This window comes from Gilliamella sp. B2838 (assembly GCF_026536185.1).
Lineage (GTDB): Bacteria > Pseudomonadota > Gammaproteobacteria > Enterobacterales > Orbaceae > Gilliamella.
In genome coordinates this window covers 148666-163819 of record NZ_JAFNOO010000004.1, presented here as the reverse complement: position 1 = coordinate 163819, position 15154 = coordinate 148666, and the positions used below count along the sequence as shown (strand labels likewise).

General features: G+C 35.0%; 12 protein-coding genes. 8 read left to right on the top strand and 4 right to left on the bottom strand.

What is annotated here, in order from left to right:
* The first annotated feature begins 195 nt into the window (after window positions 1-195).
* Both J3U63_RS06260 and J3U63_RS06255 read left to right on the top strand, forming a co-directional pair.
* The gene (locus tag J3U63_RS06260; RefSeq protein ID WP_267367101.1) at window positions 196-1095 is read left to right on the top strand and encodes an endonuclease/exonuclease/phosphatase family protein; all 900 of its coding nucleotides are present in this window, start codon (window positions 196-198) and stop codon (window positions 1093-1095) included.
* A 198-nt stretch (window positions 1096-1293) separates the two neighbouring features.
* Window positions 1294-2199 carry an endonuclease/exonuclease/phosphatase family protein gene (locus J3U63_RS06255; protein WP_267347669.1) on the top strand — a complete coding sequence of 302 codons (906 nt, stop codon included), beginning with the start codon at window positions 1294-1296 and terminating at the stop codon, window positions 2197-2199.
* 22 nt (window positions 2200-2221) lie between these two features.
* Here the strand turns inward: J3U63_RS06255 and J3U63_RS06250 are convergent, their stop codons facing one another.
* Window positions 2222-3184: a hypothetical protein gene (locus tag J3U63_RS06250; protein ID WP_267370987.1), complete on the bottom strand. Its 963-nt coding sequence runs from the start codon at window positions 3182-3184 to the stop codon at window positions 2222-2224.
* 511 nt (window positions 3185-3695) lie between these two features.
* Here J3U63_RS06250 and J3U63_RS06245 point away from each other — a divergent pair.
* The 4 genes from J3U63_RS06245 (at window position 3696) to J3U63_RS06230 (ending at window position 8325) form a co-directional block, all read left to right on the top strand.
* A complete protein-coding gene (locus tag J3U63_RS06245) occupies window positions 3696-5609 on the top strand; it encodes an enterotoxin (RefSeq protein WP_323849456.1) in 1914 nt (637 codons plus the stop codon).
* A gap of 513 nt (window positions 5610-6122) precedes the next feature.
* Window positions 6123-7211: an RNA ligase RtcB family protein gene (locus J3U63_RS06240; RefSeq protein ID WP_267370985.1), complete on the top strand. Its 1089-nt coding sequence runs from the start codon at window positions 6123-6125 to the stop codon at window positions 7209-7211.
* On the top strand, window positions 7211-7831 hold the full coding sequence (prfH, locus tag J3U63_RS06235) for a peptide chain release factor H (protein ID WP_267370983.1): 621 nt from the start codon (window positions 7211-7213) through the stop codon (window positions 7829-7831). The genes J3U63_RS06240 and prfH overlap by 1 nt, the downstream gene beginning before the upstream one ends.
* 128 nt (window positions 7832-7959) lie before the next feature.
* A complete protein-coding gene (locus J3U63_RS06230; RefSeq protein WP_267370981.1) occupies window positions 7960-8325 on the top strand; it encodes a TonB-dependent receptor in 366 nt (121 codons plus the stop codon).
* Window positions 8326-8390: 65 nt separating this feature from the next.
* Here the strand turns inward: J3U63_RS06230 and J3U63_RS06225 are convergent, their stop codons facing one another.
* Together J3U63_RS06225 and J3U63_RS06220 are read right to left on the bottom strand one after the other, a co-directional pair.
* A complete protein-coding gene (locus J3U63_RS06225; RefSeq protein WP_267332877.1) occupies window positions 8391-9134 on the bottom strand; it encodes an SDR family NAD(P)-dependent oxidoreductase in 744 nt (247 codons plus the stop codon).
* A gap of 142 nt (window positions 9135-9276) precedes the next feature.
* Entirely contained in the window at window positions 9277-10596 is a 1320-nt protein-coding gene (locus tag J3U63_RS06220) for an MATE family efflux transporter (protein ID WP_267370978.1), read from the bottom strand.
* Between the two features lie 1140 nt (window positions 10597-11736).
* On the opposite strand from J3U63_RS06220, the gene rhlE reads away from it, so the two are divergent.
* Together rhlE and J3U63_RS06210 are read left to right on the top strand one after the other, a co-directional pair.
* The gene (gene rhlE / locus J3U63_RS06215; RefSeq protein ID WP_267344091.1) at window positions 11737-13041 is read left to right on the top strand and encodes an ATP-dependent RNA helicase RhlE; all 1305 of its coding nucleotides are present in this window, start codon (window positions 11737-11739) and stop codon (window positions 13039-13041) included.
* A 26-nt stretch (window positions 13042-13067) separates the two neighbouring features.
* Window positions 13068-13409, top strand: coding sequence for a YggL family protein (locus J3U63_RS06210; RefSeq protein ID WP_267347683.1), 342 nt, complete (start codon window positions 13068-13070; stop codon window positions 13407-13409).
* Between the two features lie 67 nt (window positions 13410-13476).
* Here J3U63_RS06210 and J3U63_RS06205 read toward each other — a convergent pair whose 3' ends face one another.
* Window positions 13477-15069 carry an ABC-F family ATPase gene (locus J3U63_RS06205; RefSeq protein ID WP_267332873.1) on the bottom strand — a complete coding sequence of 531 codons (1593 nt, stop codon included), beginning with the start codon at window positions 15067-15069 and terminating at the stop codon, window positions 13477-13479.
* Between the last annotated feature and the right edge of the window lie 85 nt (window positions 15070-15154).

Here is a 15154-nt window from a genome sequence, read left to right as displayed (position 1 = left end):
TGTCTTACATCTCCTCAATCAAACTCTTATCACTTCGTTAGTTAAATATAATAATTGATTTGCCATATGACAAAGTCAAGTAACATTATACTCGTTGAAATTATTGAGCTATATCACATAAATTACATAAAAATCTTGGCGGTCTCAAGATTCAGGATAATATCTATCCATGTATAAAAAAACAAGGAATCGGTTATGAATAAACATAAATTAAAATTAGCTGCAATTATTGGCAGTATTATTTTAAGTACATCGACTGCTTTTGCCTCGCTCGAGGATGTGAAGAATTTAAAAATTATTAGCTACAATGTTTATAATGGGATGAAGTTAGACGAAAGTGAAGGTAAACAAAAATTTATTGATTGGGCAAAAGCACAAGATGCTGACATTATTGCTTGGCAAGAGATGAATTTTTTTACGCGTGAAAAGCTTGAAAAATTTGCAGCAAGTTATGGACATAAATATGCTGTACTTTTGAAAGAAAAACCAGATGATGCCGCTTTTTTCCCTGTTGCAATTACCTCAAAATATCCTATAGTTAATGTCAATAAAGTCGTTGATAATATGTGGCATGGCGCTTTATATGCCGATATTGGCAATTATCATTTTGTTATTACTCACATGAATCCATTTTGGACGGCAAAAAGAATCGATGAAATAAACTTAATTATTGATTCAATTAAGTATAGTCGTGATCCCAATGGCAAATGGATTATAGCTGGTGATTTGAACTCTTTTTCACCTGCTGATAAACAAACCTACGATAAAAGTAATCTGTTAAATGATATTAAAGAAAAGCAGAAACAAAGACCAATATTAGAAAATCTTGTTAATGGACAATTAAGTTATACCGTGCAACAAAACTTATTGGATGCAGGTTTTATTGATGCCTTGAAAATTAAAAATAAACAATTTATCGCAACAGCGCCAACGAAAGTATTTTATGATCAAGCTTCAACGCCACTACGTTATGATTATATCTATATTTCTCCTCCCCTCAAAAAGGATGTTATTGACGTTAAAGTGCTAAAAGATGATTTTACAGATAAATATTCTGATCATTACCCAGTGCAAATGATAATTAAAAATAAATAGTTTTAACCAAGATCGGTAAAGCCATGCATAAGCTGCATGGCTTATCGTGTTATTTTTATATGGACGTTTTTTTATTATTGATAAACACTAAATTGTGATTGCGATCGCAATGTATCAATTTGAATTTAATTAATATCAGCTATAACGTCAAATAATCAATATGAATGAATTTAACTAAAAAAGCAGTAGGATAAATATATGAAAAAAATTTTTTTTGTGTTCAGTTTTCTGGGATTGTTTTCACTGTCTTCAAGTGCACTTGCTACAGATGATTTAGTGGTTTCTCAATATCAAAGTTCACCGAATAAAGTGTATGCCGATAATGCTCAACCGCAGATTACTGTTGCTAATTTTAATATTGCAGGGGGACTTAGACATCACAAGGTCGATTTAGACTTGGTTGCTAAAGCAATTAAAGCGATGGATGCTGATATTGTCACACTTGAAGAGGTTGATCAAAATACTACCCGTAGTGGCGGCGTAGATCAAGCTAAAATCATCGCTGAAAAAACAGGAATGCACTATCTATTTGGTAAAGCTACCGATATGAAAGGCGGCAATTATGGTAATGCTATACTTTCGAAATATCCTATTGAAACAAGCAAAACCTTTTTGTTACCGTCTGGCTCTTTTGAACAAAGAGCATTGATGTTAAGTAAAATTAATGTTCCTGGCTTTGATTCGCCTATTTATGTATTTAATACCCATTTTGATTGGCATGAAGAAGATGAAGTAAGAATGGCACAAGCAAGGTTTATTAATAGCATTGTGTTTGATGATTTAGATTTAGATACTGAATTTCCTAATTTGGCTTCTGGTATTATGTTGTTACTCGGCGATTTTAATTCAGTCAAAAATGATAAAGTGATAAAAGAGCTTGAAAAATACTGGACGTTGGTTAAAAAAGATTATGTAGATACTCGCACTTGGCCAGCAGGAAATCCGGGATTAGATTTAGATCATATCTTTACCAGTCGCAATCAAATATGGAAAGTTGAACAATTAACGATTCCTAATGATGGTAACGAATGGAATGGTATTAAATGGCCATTAGTCAGTGACCATATTCCCGTTATAGCAAAATTAAAATTAATTGAACAATAACCCGTGGGCAATATGCCCACTTTTACTTCGATGATCTACCTAATTTAGCAATCAAATAAATATAGACTAGCTCACTGAATAATTCGACTAGTGTTTGGGTGACAATTACTGCCGGTAAAATTGGCATGATGTCTGCAATAGCCATTGCTATTGGCAATATCACTAACGCATTGCGTGTACCAGCACTAAAGGCGATAGCTCGACTTTCTGTGATGGAGACACGAAAAAAACGACCAACAAACCACCCAATAAAAGGCGCAAAAATAGCAAATAGTAGATAAAATGGAATAACTGATATGACTTGTGACAAATTCCCTTTAAGTTGAGGTAAAATCGCTATAATTACAATAAATAAGGCTAAAGCGGTGGTGGGGACCGGTAGTATATTCAATAGATTGACTGTTTTTGTCATAATTTGACTTCGACTTGCACATATCTGGATTATTACAGCAATGGTAAGTGGAAGTAAAATTAGCCATACAAAAGCATGAATAAATGGTGTAGGTTCAATGAGTCCTTTAACCTGTTCACCAATAAATATATTTAGATAAAAAGGTAACAAAAACAGTTGAAGCAATAACAGTAATGGTGTCGCCATTAACAGTGATCGGGCATCAGCATGACCAATATGTGCAAAAGTGACAACGTAATCAATGCAGGGGGCTAACAATACAAATAAGATACCGAGCTTAATCAAAGGTTCATTGGGTATAAAAATAGACAATATCCCTACAAATAGTGGTATAACAACAAAATTAGCAATGACTAAAGCAACAATAAATCGCTTATAAAGCAAAAATTTTGTTATATCGCCAATTGGAACTTGTAGAAAAGTCACAAATAGCATGACCCCTAAGGCAGGAGTAATGGCTATCGCAAAAACTGAGGTTCCATTTATACAAAAAACAACAATCATTGCGATAAAAACCGCTAAAAAATAAATAGCTATTTGTTGTTTCTCTAATTTTTGTTTGAGGTTTTGCATATTAACCATTCACTTTTATCAATTCAAAATTAATCTTTAGCATACTGTTGATCTTCAATTAAATAAATGGGATTGTTTTAACAAGAAAAATATTTATTATTTTTCGAAAAAACGATCTTAATATAGAAAATATTGATCATTCTATTTGAACAAGTTACGTTTAATAAAATCAGTTCATTGCTCTGCTTAACAAAATTTAATTATTAGAAATGTGAGCTTTATCACATCGTATAATAAAAGAAGTGCAAAGTTAATTGGTACAAAATACTTTCGTTAAAATTATCAATTTTGTTTTTAACCATAAGTTAAATCGAATTAAATTAGATAAAATCACAATTTATTAACGCCAGTCTGTTATTTCGTTTTGAACCAAACAAAAGTTATTTATACCAAATTTTAATAACCAATAAACTGCAATAAAGATCACAATTTATGGTTATTTTACTGCCTATACTGATATTAATACTTCGGTTAATTTTTTTCCGAATTTTATATTTATCAGGAGGTAGTAATGAAAAAATATGTCAAAAATTGGATCACAATCGGATTACTCACTGCATTTTGCCTGCCTATTGGTTCGGTATGGGCTAAAGAGTATCAATTAACGGGGAAAAATACACAAATCACGCTATCTGATAATGATAATCACAAAAATGTCACATCTTTTAATATTACTAACCCTATAACCCATGATTCAATCAATGTTAATACGCTATTTGAGATTACTTTGAATTCCGGACAAAAATTGACCGATAAAGATTTCCAATTAGATAATTTGCAACAAAAAGACAATCAAATTTATATAAATTTAAGTGGTCATGATATTGCGATTCAAACCCTATTGATTCTCAATGACGATAAACATTTTGCCAGTTATGAGCTGCAAATCACCCCTAAAAAACAAGCACTTTCAATGTCAGCCGTTTCTTTAATGCCATTCCATTCACAAGCGCCATTTGTTTATGGTTCTGTTGTGAGTTCACCTATTATTAGTGATACCTTTTTTATCATTCCCGAAAATCCATTAACCAATACGGTTGCCTATGAAGGCGGTGTTTTGCAAAAAATTCCGCAAGCGATCCCGTTACAAGTTAATCATACCTTGAGTTATAAAACCTATATTGGTACCTATGAAAATGGGCAATTAAGACGCAATGTAAATGAATTTATTAATCACGTTCGAGAACGACCATATAGCCCATATTTGCATTATAACTCTTGGCTAGATATCGGTTTTTTTAATCCTTATACCGAAAAAGAAGCTTTACAACGCATTGATCAATATGGTGAGCAATTGGTTGAAAAACGTAAAGTCAAACTTGATGGTTATCTGTTTGATGATGGATGGGATAATTTACAAGGAAACTGGGGATTTAGTGCAAATTTTCCTAATGAATTTAATAAATTAAAAACTGCATCTGAAAAATATGGTGCGGCACTTGGTATTTGGTTGTCACCTTGGGGAGGATACAATAAACCACGTGATACTCGTGTTGCCAATGCGTTAAAACTGGGTTATGAGACAATGGATGGTAAACTGGCTTTATCTGGTCCTAAATATTATGCTAATTTCCATAAACGGATTTTAGAATTAATCAAAAATCAAAATATTACGATGTTTAAACTTGATGGGACAGGCAATGCGGATAAAGTGATTGCTGGTAGCCAATTTACTAGTGATTTTGATGCGGCGATCCATTTAATTGAAGATATGCGTAAAGCGAGTGATCATTTATATATTAATTTAACAACCGGAACCCAGGCTACGCCATCTTGGCTGTTTTATGCCGACTCCATCTGGCGAGGAGGCGATGATGTCAATTATTATGGGCCTGGCAGTAAAGTTCAACAGTGGTTGACTTATCGTGATGCAGAAACTTATCGATCAATTGTACTTAAAGGTCCATTGTTCCCATTAAATTCTTTAATGCTGCATGGCATTGTGTATGCTAAACAAGCAAAAAATTTGCAACAAGAAACCGAAAATGACTTTGCCGATCAAGTTTGGAGTTATTTTGCAACTGGAACGCAATTGCAAGAAATGTATATCACCCCTGAACTGATGACAACAAACAATTGGGATACGTTAGCGTCGGCGGCTAATTGGGCAAGAGATAACCAAAAAGTGTTATTTGATACCCATTGGATCGGTAAAGATCCCACAAAATTAGGGGTATATGGTTGGGCTGGATGGACGCAAGATAAATCCATTATTACTTTACGTAATCCGTCAGATAAACAACAAGTGTATTATCTTGATTTACAGAATGATTTAGAGTTACCAGCAACGGCAAACTCGAATTTTACCATTCACATTGATTACAATAGTCAATCACATGCACCAAAACCAGCTGTTATTGATAAAACAGCGATGATCACCCTTGAACCATTTGAAACAGTTGTGATGTCTTTAACGCCTCAATAGTAATAATATGCCTTGTATGCGACTTACAAGGCATTAAAAATTGTTTTAAAACAGACGTGTTAATTGATGATGTTTTAACTATGATTTAGCGCATATGGTTAAAAAATGTTATGATTAGGCTATTTACAATAGTAAAAAAGCTCATTATGATACGCGCCATTATTAACTGCAAAGGAGAACTGATTATGATTTATTTAGATGACCTTTGCAGGCTTATCGCACAATAATTGGGTGATTAACTTTTCCATTCTTGCTTCAATTCATTCTGCTGATCTTAGCCTGCCAATTAAATGCATACCTATAATTTAAAACTAATCTTAGTTTATTGATGTAAATTAAAGAGTTTCACAACCTAAAAATGATTTGATAGTTAATTTATCGCTTTTATTGGCGACAAAACAATAATGTTTTGACCATGGTGGTTTTTCTTACTGGTGTGGTTGTTATTTATCTGTTATATCGCATTTAAATTATAGGCACTAAACAATAAAAATATTTTTAATGGATTGATATATGGACAATTCTATACAGATACTATCTGAAAAAGTGTCATTAATTGCTTCAAACAAAACATGGATTGATGGTTTAGCTATTGAGCAACTAGAGGTAACGGCTGCATTACCCAATATGGTTAAAGTGGTTGGAATGCCTGACCTGCATCCCGGAAAAGGTTACCCGATTGGTGCGGCTTATTTAAGTCGTGAAATAATTTATCCTGCATTAATTGGCAGTGACATTGGTTGTGGTATGGGGTTTTGGCAAACCGATATTAGTATTGCTAAGTTAAGCATAGATAAATTAACACGCCAAATAGGCAATATTGATCAACCCGATATGCGACATAAATATAATCTTGGTACGATTGGCGGTGGGAATCATTTTGCCGAGTTACAAAAGGTTAGCAAAATTTTTAGCGAGCAACTTTTTGAGCATTACCAACTTGATGCTAAAAAATTATTTTTGCTAGTGCATAGTGGTTCACGGGGATTAGGGCATGCAATTTTGCAAAACCAAATATCACGATTTGGTTATCAAGGTTTAGCAGATCAAAGTGCACCCGCACTTGAATATTTAGCAAAACATGATAACGCTGTCGCATTTGCTATGCTAAATCGTCAAGTGATAACTGAACGGTTACTCAATAACCTCAACAGTCATGGGCGTGAAATACTCAATGTTTGTCATAATTTTTTGCAACAAGTGACATTAGACCATAATGACTATTGGTTGCATCGTAAAGGTGCATCTTCAGCGCTGGATGAGCTTGTTATCGTACCAGGCTCTCGTGGGGATTATAGCTACTTAGTTAAACCGATACCGAATGAAGCGCTACTCTTGTCACTAGCTCATGGGGCAGGGCGAAAATGGCGCCGAGCAGACTGTAAAAGCAAACTCGATACTCGTTACACAATTGCTGAATTAAAACGAACAAAATTAGGTAGCCGTGTCATTTGTGAGGATAGTCGTTTAATTTTCGAAGAGGCACCACAAGCGTACAAATCAATAGATAGTGTGATTGAATCGATGCAACAAGCCAATATTGTAACGGTTATTGCTCAACTTACACCAATATTGAATTATAAAACACAAGGAGATCACTAATGGCATTACTGCTTTTTTCGTCTGCCAGAGGGCCTGATGAATGCTCATTGATGGTTGCAAAGGCCATAAAACAATTTTTTATCGAAGCGAATAAATTATCGTTATCAATTGAAATGTTAGAAAGTATATTGGGCGACAAGCCCAATACATTTCGTTCAGTATTGATTTCTGTTGAAGGTTGTCTAAGTGAACAATTAATCTCACGTTGGCTTGGCACCGTACAGTGGGTGTGTCAAAGTCCTTACCGACCACATCATAAACGTAAAAATTGGTTTATTGGTATTACTTGCTTACCTAATCCTGTTCCAATACAAGATAGCTCTATTGCGTTTTCGACAATGAAATCTTCCGGAGCAGGCGGGCAGCATGTGAATAAAACGCAGTCAGCTGTACGTGCAACACATATTGCAACCGGTATGACTGTCAAAGTTCAATCAGAACGTAGCCAACATGCCAATAAACGTTTGGCAAAACTGCTATTGGCTCATAAATTGGCTGAACATAAAGAAGAACAATATCAACAACAAAAAGAGATTCGTCAACGATTTCATGATGTTATTCCTCGAGGTAATAGTTGCTTAGTGTTTTATGGTGAAGCGTTTTGTGAGGGCAGAAAATAGAGACATGTAGACATGATATTATTGAATTTAAGTAATTTAATCCTTTTTTTAACAATAAATATTGATTTGCAAGTGCCACCTACTCAATTCAAAAAGGAGAAAGAGATACGGCGCCTCAAGCACCATGGATGCATCATAAAACCTATGTCGCAACAATTGCACCACGCACGGCAACATTAACAACGGGTTTTAAAATCCCAGAATGGAATCTTCGAGCAGGTTGGAATGCGCAATTTGTTAGAAAGCAAGATCGCACAGGGCATGAAGATAGAAATCATGACGGTTTTGCTGATCTTGGTGCTTATTCTTTATCACCTTCGTCGGGTTATTCTCTACATAACTCATTTGCCACTTGGCAACCAACTTTTTTACCAAAAGCAGAAGTAAGATTTTCTGTTGATAACCTATTTAACAAGGATTATCGGCTTTATTTAGGCGAAAACACCTATGGGCTTGCACGTAACTTTAAAGCGAGTGATTCATACCGATTTTAAATTTTGTTAAAATTTAAATACTGCCAGTTTACTGGCAGTTTAACCAAATCGGTCGTTGAATCTGTTTACCACTTACCTGCAGTTGAGCCGCCATCAACAACCATAACTGTGCCTGTCACAAAATTGGAATCAGTTAAGTACATCACCGCGTTAATAATGTCTTGCACATGTCCAATCCGATTGACAGGCGCCATGGATTTTAAAACTGTTTGAACTTGAGGATCCGTTGGGTGCATTGGAGTTTCGATAATGCCTGGCGCAATGCCGTTAACCATAACCTGACTTGATGCTAATTCTAACGCTAAGCCTTTTACAGCACTATTAATACCACCTTTGATCATAATCGGTAGTAAAGCCGGAACAGTCAAATTGGGTTGCATAGCAATGGCAGCAGTGATATTGATGATATGCCCAGATTGATTTGCCATCATATGTTTAGCGGCAGTTTGTGCAGGGTAGAAAAAACCTTTAAGGTTTGTATCAATAATGGTGTTTAAATCATCTTGCGTATAATCAATAGCGGGTTTAGAAATAAATATGCCTGCATTATTGACTAAAATATCGACTTTACCAAACCTTGCGATAGCGTGTGAAAAAAGTAACTCTGCTGTTTGCGGTTTTGCAATATCCCCAGCAACAAGTAATAGATTGTCGGGCTCACCTAAGTTTATGGCAGCCTGTTCTAAACGGGCTTTATCTCGACCATTTGCAACGACATTGAAACCTCGTTCAAGGTAGGCTTTAGCAATCGCAAAACCAATTCCACTTGAAGCGCCTGTTACAATAACGGTTTTGTTTCCTTTATTCATTTAATTTAATGCCTGTTTTGTCTCAAAAATGCGGATAATTATATAAGAGATGGATTGAAATAGGAATTCGATTGCAGAAAGTAAGTAACGATATTTACTTGTAGGCAAACAATAAAATCCATTTGCTGCTGGTCTGTTTAAATCAACGCATAAGATATTGTTTCGATCGATTAATCCAAATCACTAGAAATAAGGTGCGCCCTAAACTGAACAAAATATAGGAAAACCACAAACCATTATTTCCCCAAATTGGCACAAAAATAGATTGAGCAATCAACCAAAGTAAAAGGGCAAGAATCATGGAATCTCGAATAGCAGAGGTATAACTAATTCCCGAAAAAACGCCATAATAGATCAATCCACCCGCGACGACAATCGGGAAAATGATTAACCATAATTGATATTGGAGGCAAAGATCAATAATGTCGGTTTGATTGGTTAATAATTTTATTATGGTGGTATCTAACGCAAACCAAATTGTAATTAAAATTATAGGGCAAATAATACATGCTTGTAGTGACCAACGTAAGGTTTGATTGTATAGAACTATATCTTTGGTTCCTTTAGCTTTACCACTAAACACACTTGACGCATTAGCAAAACCATCAAATAAATATGCCATTAAATAATGAATTTGAAACAATACCGCATTGGCTGCTAACACGTTAGTACTAAAACTTGAACCAATTGAAATAAAATGATTGGTAACTACCAACAGGCAAATAGTTCGAATCATTAAATTGGTATTAACCAACATGACTTCTTTCAATGATTGCCAAGAAAAAACCGATTTCAAATCAGTTTTTTGGTGTGATTGGGGTAAATAGCGAACAATAAATCCGATCCCTAACAACGTACAAATCACTTGCGCACTGAACGTTGCCAACGCCACGCCTTGAATATCGAAATGAAACCCCCATACCAAAATGGCTGCCATAAGAATATTGAGCACATTGATTAACACCTGCAAAAACAGTACAGCTTTTATTTTTGATATCCCCATTAACCAACCAACAAGGACATAATTGATGAGTACAAACGGCGCACCCCAAATTAAAATCGAAAAATAAATATCGGCATAATGTCTAACCTCATGATTAGGTTTGATGACTTGCATCGACACGCTAAAAATGAATTGCTGAAAAATAATAAATAATATACCCAACACAATAGCAATAAACAGGGGACGGATCAGCGAAGAGCGCAGTAATCGTGGATCGTTTAATGCTTGAGCTGCAAATCCTGTGGTACTCACACGTAAAAAGCCAAACAACCAATATAGCGTATTAAAGATAACTGCACCAACCGCTATACCAGCAATAAATGCTGGATTAGATAGATGACCGACTAAAGCGGTATCGACCACACCTAATAATGGGGTTGTGATAGTTGCAATGATAAAAGGAATAACCAATGCTAAATAATCTTTAAAACTAAGCTGGCTGTTTGATTGTATTGTCATAAATTTAGAAACCTAATATAGATTCTAGAAGTTGTTTAAAATACGCATGTTAACATCACCTAATTGTTCAACAATTTGTCCTTGATAAAAAACAGTACTCGATCATATAGATAGGTAATTGTCGTTAAATCAGCGAAATAAAGCTGCTGGTTAAATGTAATTGTTTTTATAAATCGGTCAATAACGATAAAATTTGCGTTTATGCGAGCAATACAAATACGCTGTAATTGGGCCGCCACGCATTTTGTCAACGAATGGATAAACAAACCAATGTGCTTTGACAATTATCCTTAATGTTTTACGTTAGTTAAACGGCTAGTTTTAGAGTAAGAAGTTATATAAAATTACCTATAACAAGGATGGTTTTTAATCACTTTACAATATTAACATTCAATTGCAATCGTATAAAAGTGTGAAATTAAAATCCAAGCTTCAAGGATAAATGATATATGGAAAAACTGGTTAGAAATCGAAATTTAGTTTTATTATCTCTGTTTTTTTTATTTTATGGCGTAAATGTTTTGTTCATTATTTACGTATTAAATATGGACTCTCGTTGCCCCGATTATTTATTGAGTATTGAGTTGGTATTGGTGTGCACGATGTTATTAATCCAGCTTCTTTTATTTTGTTCTATACTATTTGATATAATTATTTTACCTGATCATGATCGTTTTTCTTCTTATATTGGGTTGTTTTACGGATTAGTCGTTTGTTTCATCGCTTTTTTTCTTGCTTTATTTGTGCTTTCAATGCTCAGTGTTGGTTTGGATGTTTTAGCTTTCGCTTTAGTCATACCATTTCATTTCTGCCTGGGCGTTATAGGTTATTTTGTCCTACTTCTCATTAAACTTTTTAAAAGTCTTTACTTGACGTATAAACAAAAAAATAGACTTGAGCATTGAATTACTGTCCTTTTTACTAGTCTACTATTGAATAAAAAAGGACTAGTTCTATCTCGTTTTGATTTATCTATCTAATTTCAATTGAGAAAAAAGAATTGTTCCTGATATAAGCCGTGAAAGCTAAACCGTGTTAGGTTTTCCTTAATGCATGGTTAAATAATCAAACATTTAATATTGAATTGCTTTATAATACACATGAATAATTCATTTTTTACGTTTATTTAGGAATCCTTTCATGTCATTTGACTCTCTTGGCTTAGATGCCAAGATTTTACAAGCTATTGAAGAACAGAACTATACCGATCCGACCCCTATCCAACAACAAGCTATTCCGGTAATATTGTCAGGTAAAGATTTAATGGCCAGTGCTCAAACTGGTACGGGTAAGACGGCAGGTTTTGGCTTACCGATTTTGCAGAAATTAGTCGAACAGCAAGCAAAAACAAATAATCGATCTGAACCTAAAAGGGGCAAACGTCCTTTATATGCCTTGATCTTAGCACCAACTCGTGAACTTGCTGCGCAAATTGGGGAAAATATTCGTGACTATAGTCGCTATCTAGCTGTTCGATCATTAGTGGTGTTTGGTGGGGTAAGTATCAATCCACAAATGATGAAACTTCGCGGTGGTGTAGATATTTTAATCGCCACACCCGGACGATTATTAGATTTAGTTCAGCAAAATGCAGTTGACCTTTCAACCGTTAAAATATTAGTTCTGGACGAAGCTGACCGTATGCTTGATATGGGCTTTATTCATGATATCCGTCGTGTGATCGCAAAGTTACCAAAAAAACGTCAAAATTTATTGTTTTCAGCGACATTTTCGGATGAAATTAAATCATTAGCCAATACGCTTTTGCATTCACCCGAATCGATCGCTGTAGCCAAAACTAATAGTGCATCAGAACAAATTACTCAATATATTCATCGAGTTGATAAACGCCGTAAACGTGAACTCCTTTCTTATTTGATTGGCAAAAATCAATGGCAGCAGGTGTTAATTTTTACCCGGACGAAATATGGTGCTAATCATCTTGCTGAACAGCTCACCAAAGATGGTATTAAAGCTTCGGCAATTCATGGTAACAAAAGTCAAGGAGCAAGAACCAAAGCCTTAGCGGACTTTAAATCGGGACAAATACGAGCGCTGGTTGCTACCGATATCGCGGCCAGAGGTTTAGATATTGAATTATTGCCTTATGTTGTTAATTATGAATTACCTCAAGTGGCAGAAGATTATGTGCATCGAATTGGTAGAACAGGACGAGCTCAAAATCAGGGGCAGGCGATATCATTAGTTTGTATTGATGAGCTTGCTCAATTAAAATCAATTGAGAAATTGATTAAAAAAACCATTCCAGAAATTTTTACTCAGGGATTCGAAGTCGATCCTCGAATTAAAGCCGAACCCGTAAAAAAAGTGACAGCAAAACAGGTTCCGGCAAAAAGAAGACGTGTTAATCAAACGCGAACTTCAAAAAATAATCAGAATAGTATGACGCAATCTAGCCATCATACATATTCTAAAACTCACTAAATTTTCTAAAGTAGAAGGATATTATTATGGCTAAAGTTAATCGCAGTCGTCGTTTAAGAAAAAAATTACATATTGAAGAGTTTAAAGAGTTAGGTTTTACTGTCAGTTGGTCTTTTGACGAAGGGACGAGTGAAGAAACCATCGATTCTGTTGTCGATCAATTTATCATTGAAGCGATACAAGCAAATGGTTTGGCCTACGAAGGCAGTGGGTATTTAAGTTGGCAAGGTATCATTTGTACGCAAAAATTGGGTAATTGTACCGAAGAGAACCGTGACGTTGTCACTAAATGGCTTGAAAACCATGGTTTAAAAAATGTCAAAACTAGTGAATTGATTGATATTTGGTGGGATGAACTAGATTTTTAATCATTTAATTCGATAAATAATAAAATAGCCACTAACGTGGCTATTTTTTATTAATGAAACAATATTATTATTCAATCCCTTGGCTACGCAAGTAATCTTCATAATTACCGGTATAATCAATCACTTTTTCTGGGGTGATTTCGATAATACGAGTTGCAAGTGAGCTAACAAATTCACGGTCATGCGAAACAAAAAATAGCGTTCCTTGATAAAGCTCTAATGCCATATTTAACGATTCAATCGATTCCATATCAAGATGATTGGTTGGTTCGTCCATGACAATGATATTTGGACGTTGCATCATTAATTTACCAAATAGCATACGACCTTTTTCACCGCCAGATAATACTTTAACTTGTTTCTTTATATCATCTTGTGAAAATAGTAAACGCCCTAAAATACTTCGAACCGCTTGTTCATCATCGGTTGGTTGTTTCCATTGACTCATCCAGTCAAATACCGTTAAGTCTTCTTCAAATTCATATTCATGATCTTGGGCATAATAACCAATATTGGCATTTTCTGACCATTTAATATCACCTGATTCAGGTGTTAGTTCGCCCATTAACGTTTTAAGTAAGGTTGATTTACCAATACCATTAGTCCCCAAAATAGCCACTTTTTCACCGACCTCAACCATTAAATTAAGATCTTTAAATAGTGGTCCGTTATCAAATCCTTTGGTGAGATTTTCAACGACAAGTGCATTACGGAATAATTTTTTATCTTGCTCAAAGCGGATAAATGGATTTTGCCGACTAGAAGCTTTAACTTCTTCTAATTTAATTTTTTCAATCTGCTTTGCGCGTGATGTCGCTTGTTTTGATTTTGATGCGTTAGCACTAAAGCGACTAACAAACGATTGTAATTCATTAATTTGTGCTTTCTTTTTGGCATTATCGGCTAATAGACGCTCTCTGGCTTGCGTTGATGCCGTCATGTAATCATCGTAATTACCTGGATAGATGCGCAATTCACCATAATCCAAGTCTGCCATATGGGTACAAACCATATTGAGAAAATGGCGATCATGCGAAATAATAATCATGGTACTTTCACGTTCATTAAGGGTATCTTCTAACCAACGGATAGTGTCAATATCAAGGTTATTGGTTGGTTCATCTAATAATAAAATATCGGGATTAGAAAACAGTGCTTGTGCTAAAAGGACTCTTAACTTCCAACCTGGCGCTATCTCACTCATTAATCCATAATGTTGTTCAATGGGAATACCAACGCCCAATAATAATTCGCCTGCGCGAGCTTCAGCACTGTAACCATCCATTTCGGCATACTGCGTTTCTAAATCGGCAACTTTAAAACCATCTTCTTCACTCATTTCGGGCAGAGCGTAGATGCGATCACGCTCTTGTTTAATTTGCCACAGTTCAGTATGGCCCATAATGACAGTATCAAGAACCGTGAATGTTTCAAAGGCGAACTGATCTTGACGCAATTTACCTAGTCTTTCATGTGGATCTAAAGCAACATTACCTGAAGTTGGAACTAAATCACCACCAATAATCTTCATAAAAGTCGATTTACCACTACCATTGGCACCAATAAGACCATAGCGATTACCATTACCAAACTTAACAGAAATGTTTTCAAATAAAGGTTTACTGCCAAATTGCATTGTGATGTTATTTGTACTTAACACTTATTTATACTCTCGAATTGTTAAGGCTATTTTGCTCAAAGCCATGTTGTAAAATAGCCAAAATATAATTTGGCGCACATTATGC

Excerpts from the sequence above, each read along its gene's own strand:
- J3U63_RS06225 (WP_267332877.1), bottom strand. The coding sequence starts at position 9,134 with ATGAATAAAGGAAACAAAACCGTTATTGTAACAGGCGCTTCAAGTGGA.
- J3U63_RS06210 (WP_267347683.1), top strand. The coding sequence starts at position 13,068 with ATGGCTAAAGTTAATCGCAGTCGTCGTTTAAGAAAAAAATTACATATT.
- rhlE (WP_267344091.1), top strand. The coding sequence starts at position 11,737 with ATGTCATTTGACTCTCTTGGCTTAGATGCCAAGATTTTACAAGCTATT.
- prfH (WP_267370983.1), top strand. The coding sequence starts at position 7,211 with ATGGCATTACTGCTTTTTTCGTCTGCCAGAGGGCCTGATGAATGCTCA.
- J3U63_RS06240 (WP_267370985.1), top strand. The coding sequence starts at position 6,123 with ATGGACAATTCTATACAGATACTATCTGAAAAAGTGTCATTAATTGCT.
- J3U63_RS06220 (WP_267370978.1), bottom strand. The coding sequence starts at position 10,596 with ATGACAATACAATCAAACAGCCAGCTTAGTTTTAAAGATTATTTAGCA.
- J3U63_RS06245 (WP_323849456.1), top strand. The coding sequence starts at position 3,696 with ATGAAAAAATATGTCAAAAATTGGATCACAATCGGATTACTCACTGCA.
- J3U63_RS06230 (WP_267370981.1), top strand. The coding sequence starts at position 7,960 with ATGCATCATAAAACCTATGTCGCAACAATTGCACCACGCACGGCAACA.
- J3U63_RS06260 (WP_267367101.1), top strand. The coding sequence starts at position 196 with ATGAATAAACATAAATTAAAATTAGCTGCAATTATTGGCAGTATTATT.
- J3U63_RS06255 (WP_267347669.1), top strand. The coding sequence starts at position 1,294 with ATGAAAAAAATTTTTTTTGTGTTCAGTTTTCTGGGATTGTTTTCACTG.
- J3U63_RS06250 (WP_267370987.1), bottom strand. The coding sequence starts at position 3,184 with ATGCAAAACCTCAAACAAAAATTAGAGAAACAACAAATAGCTATTTAT.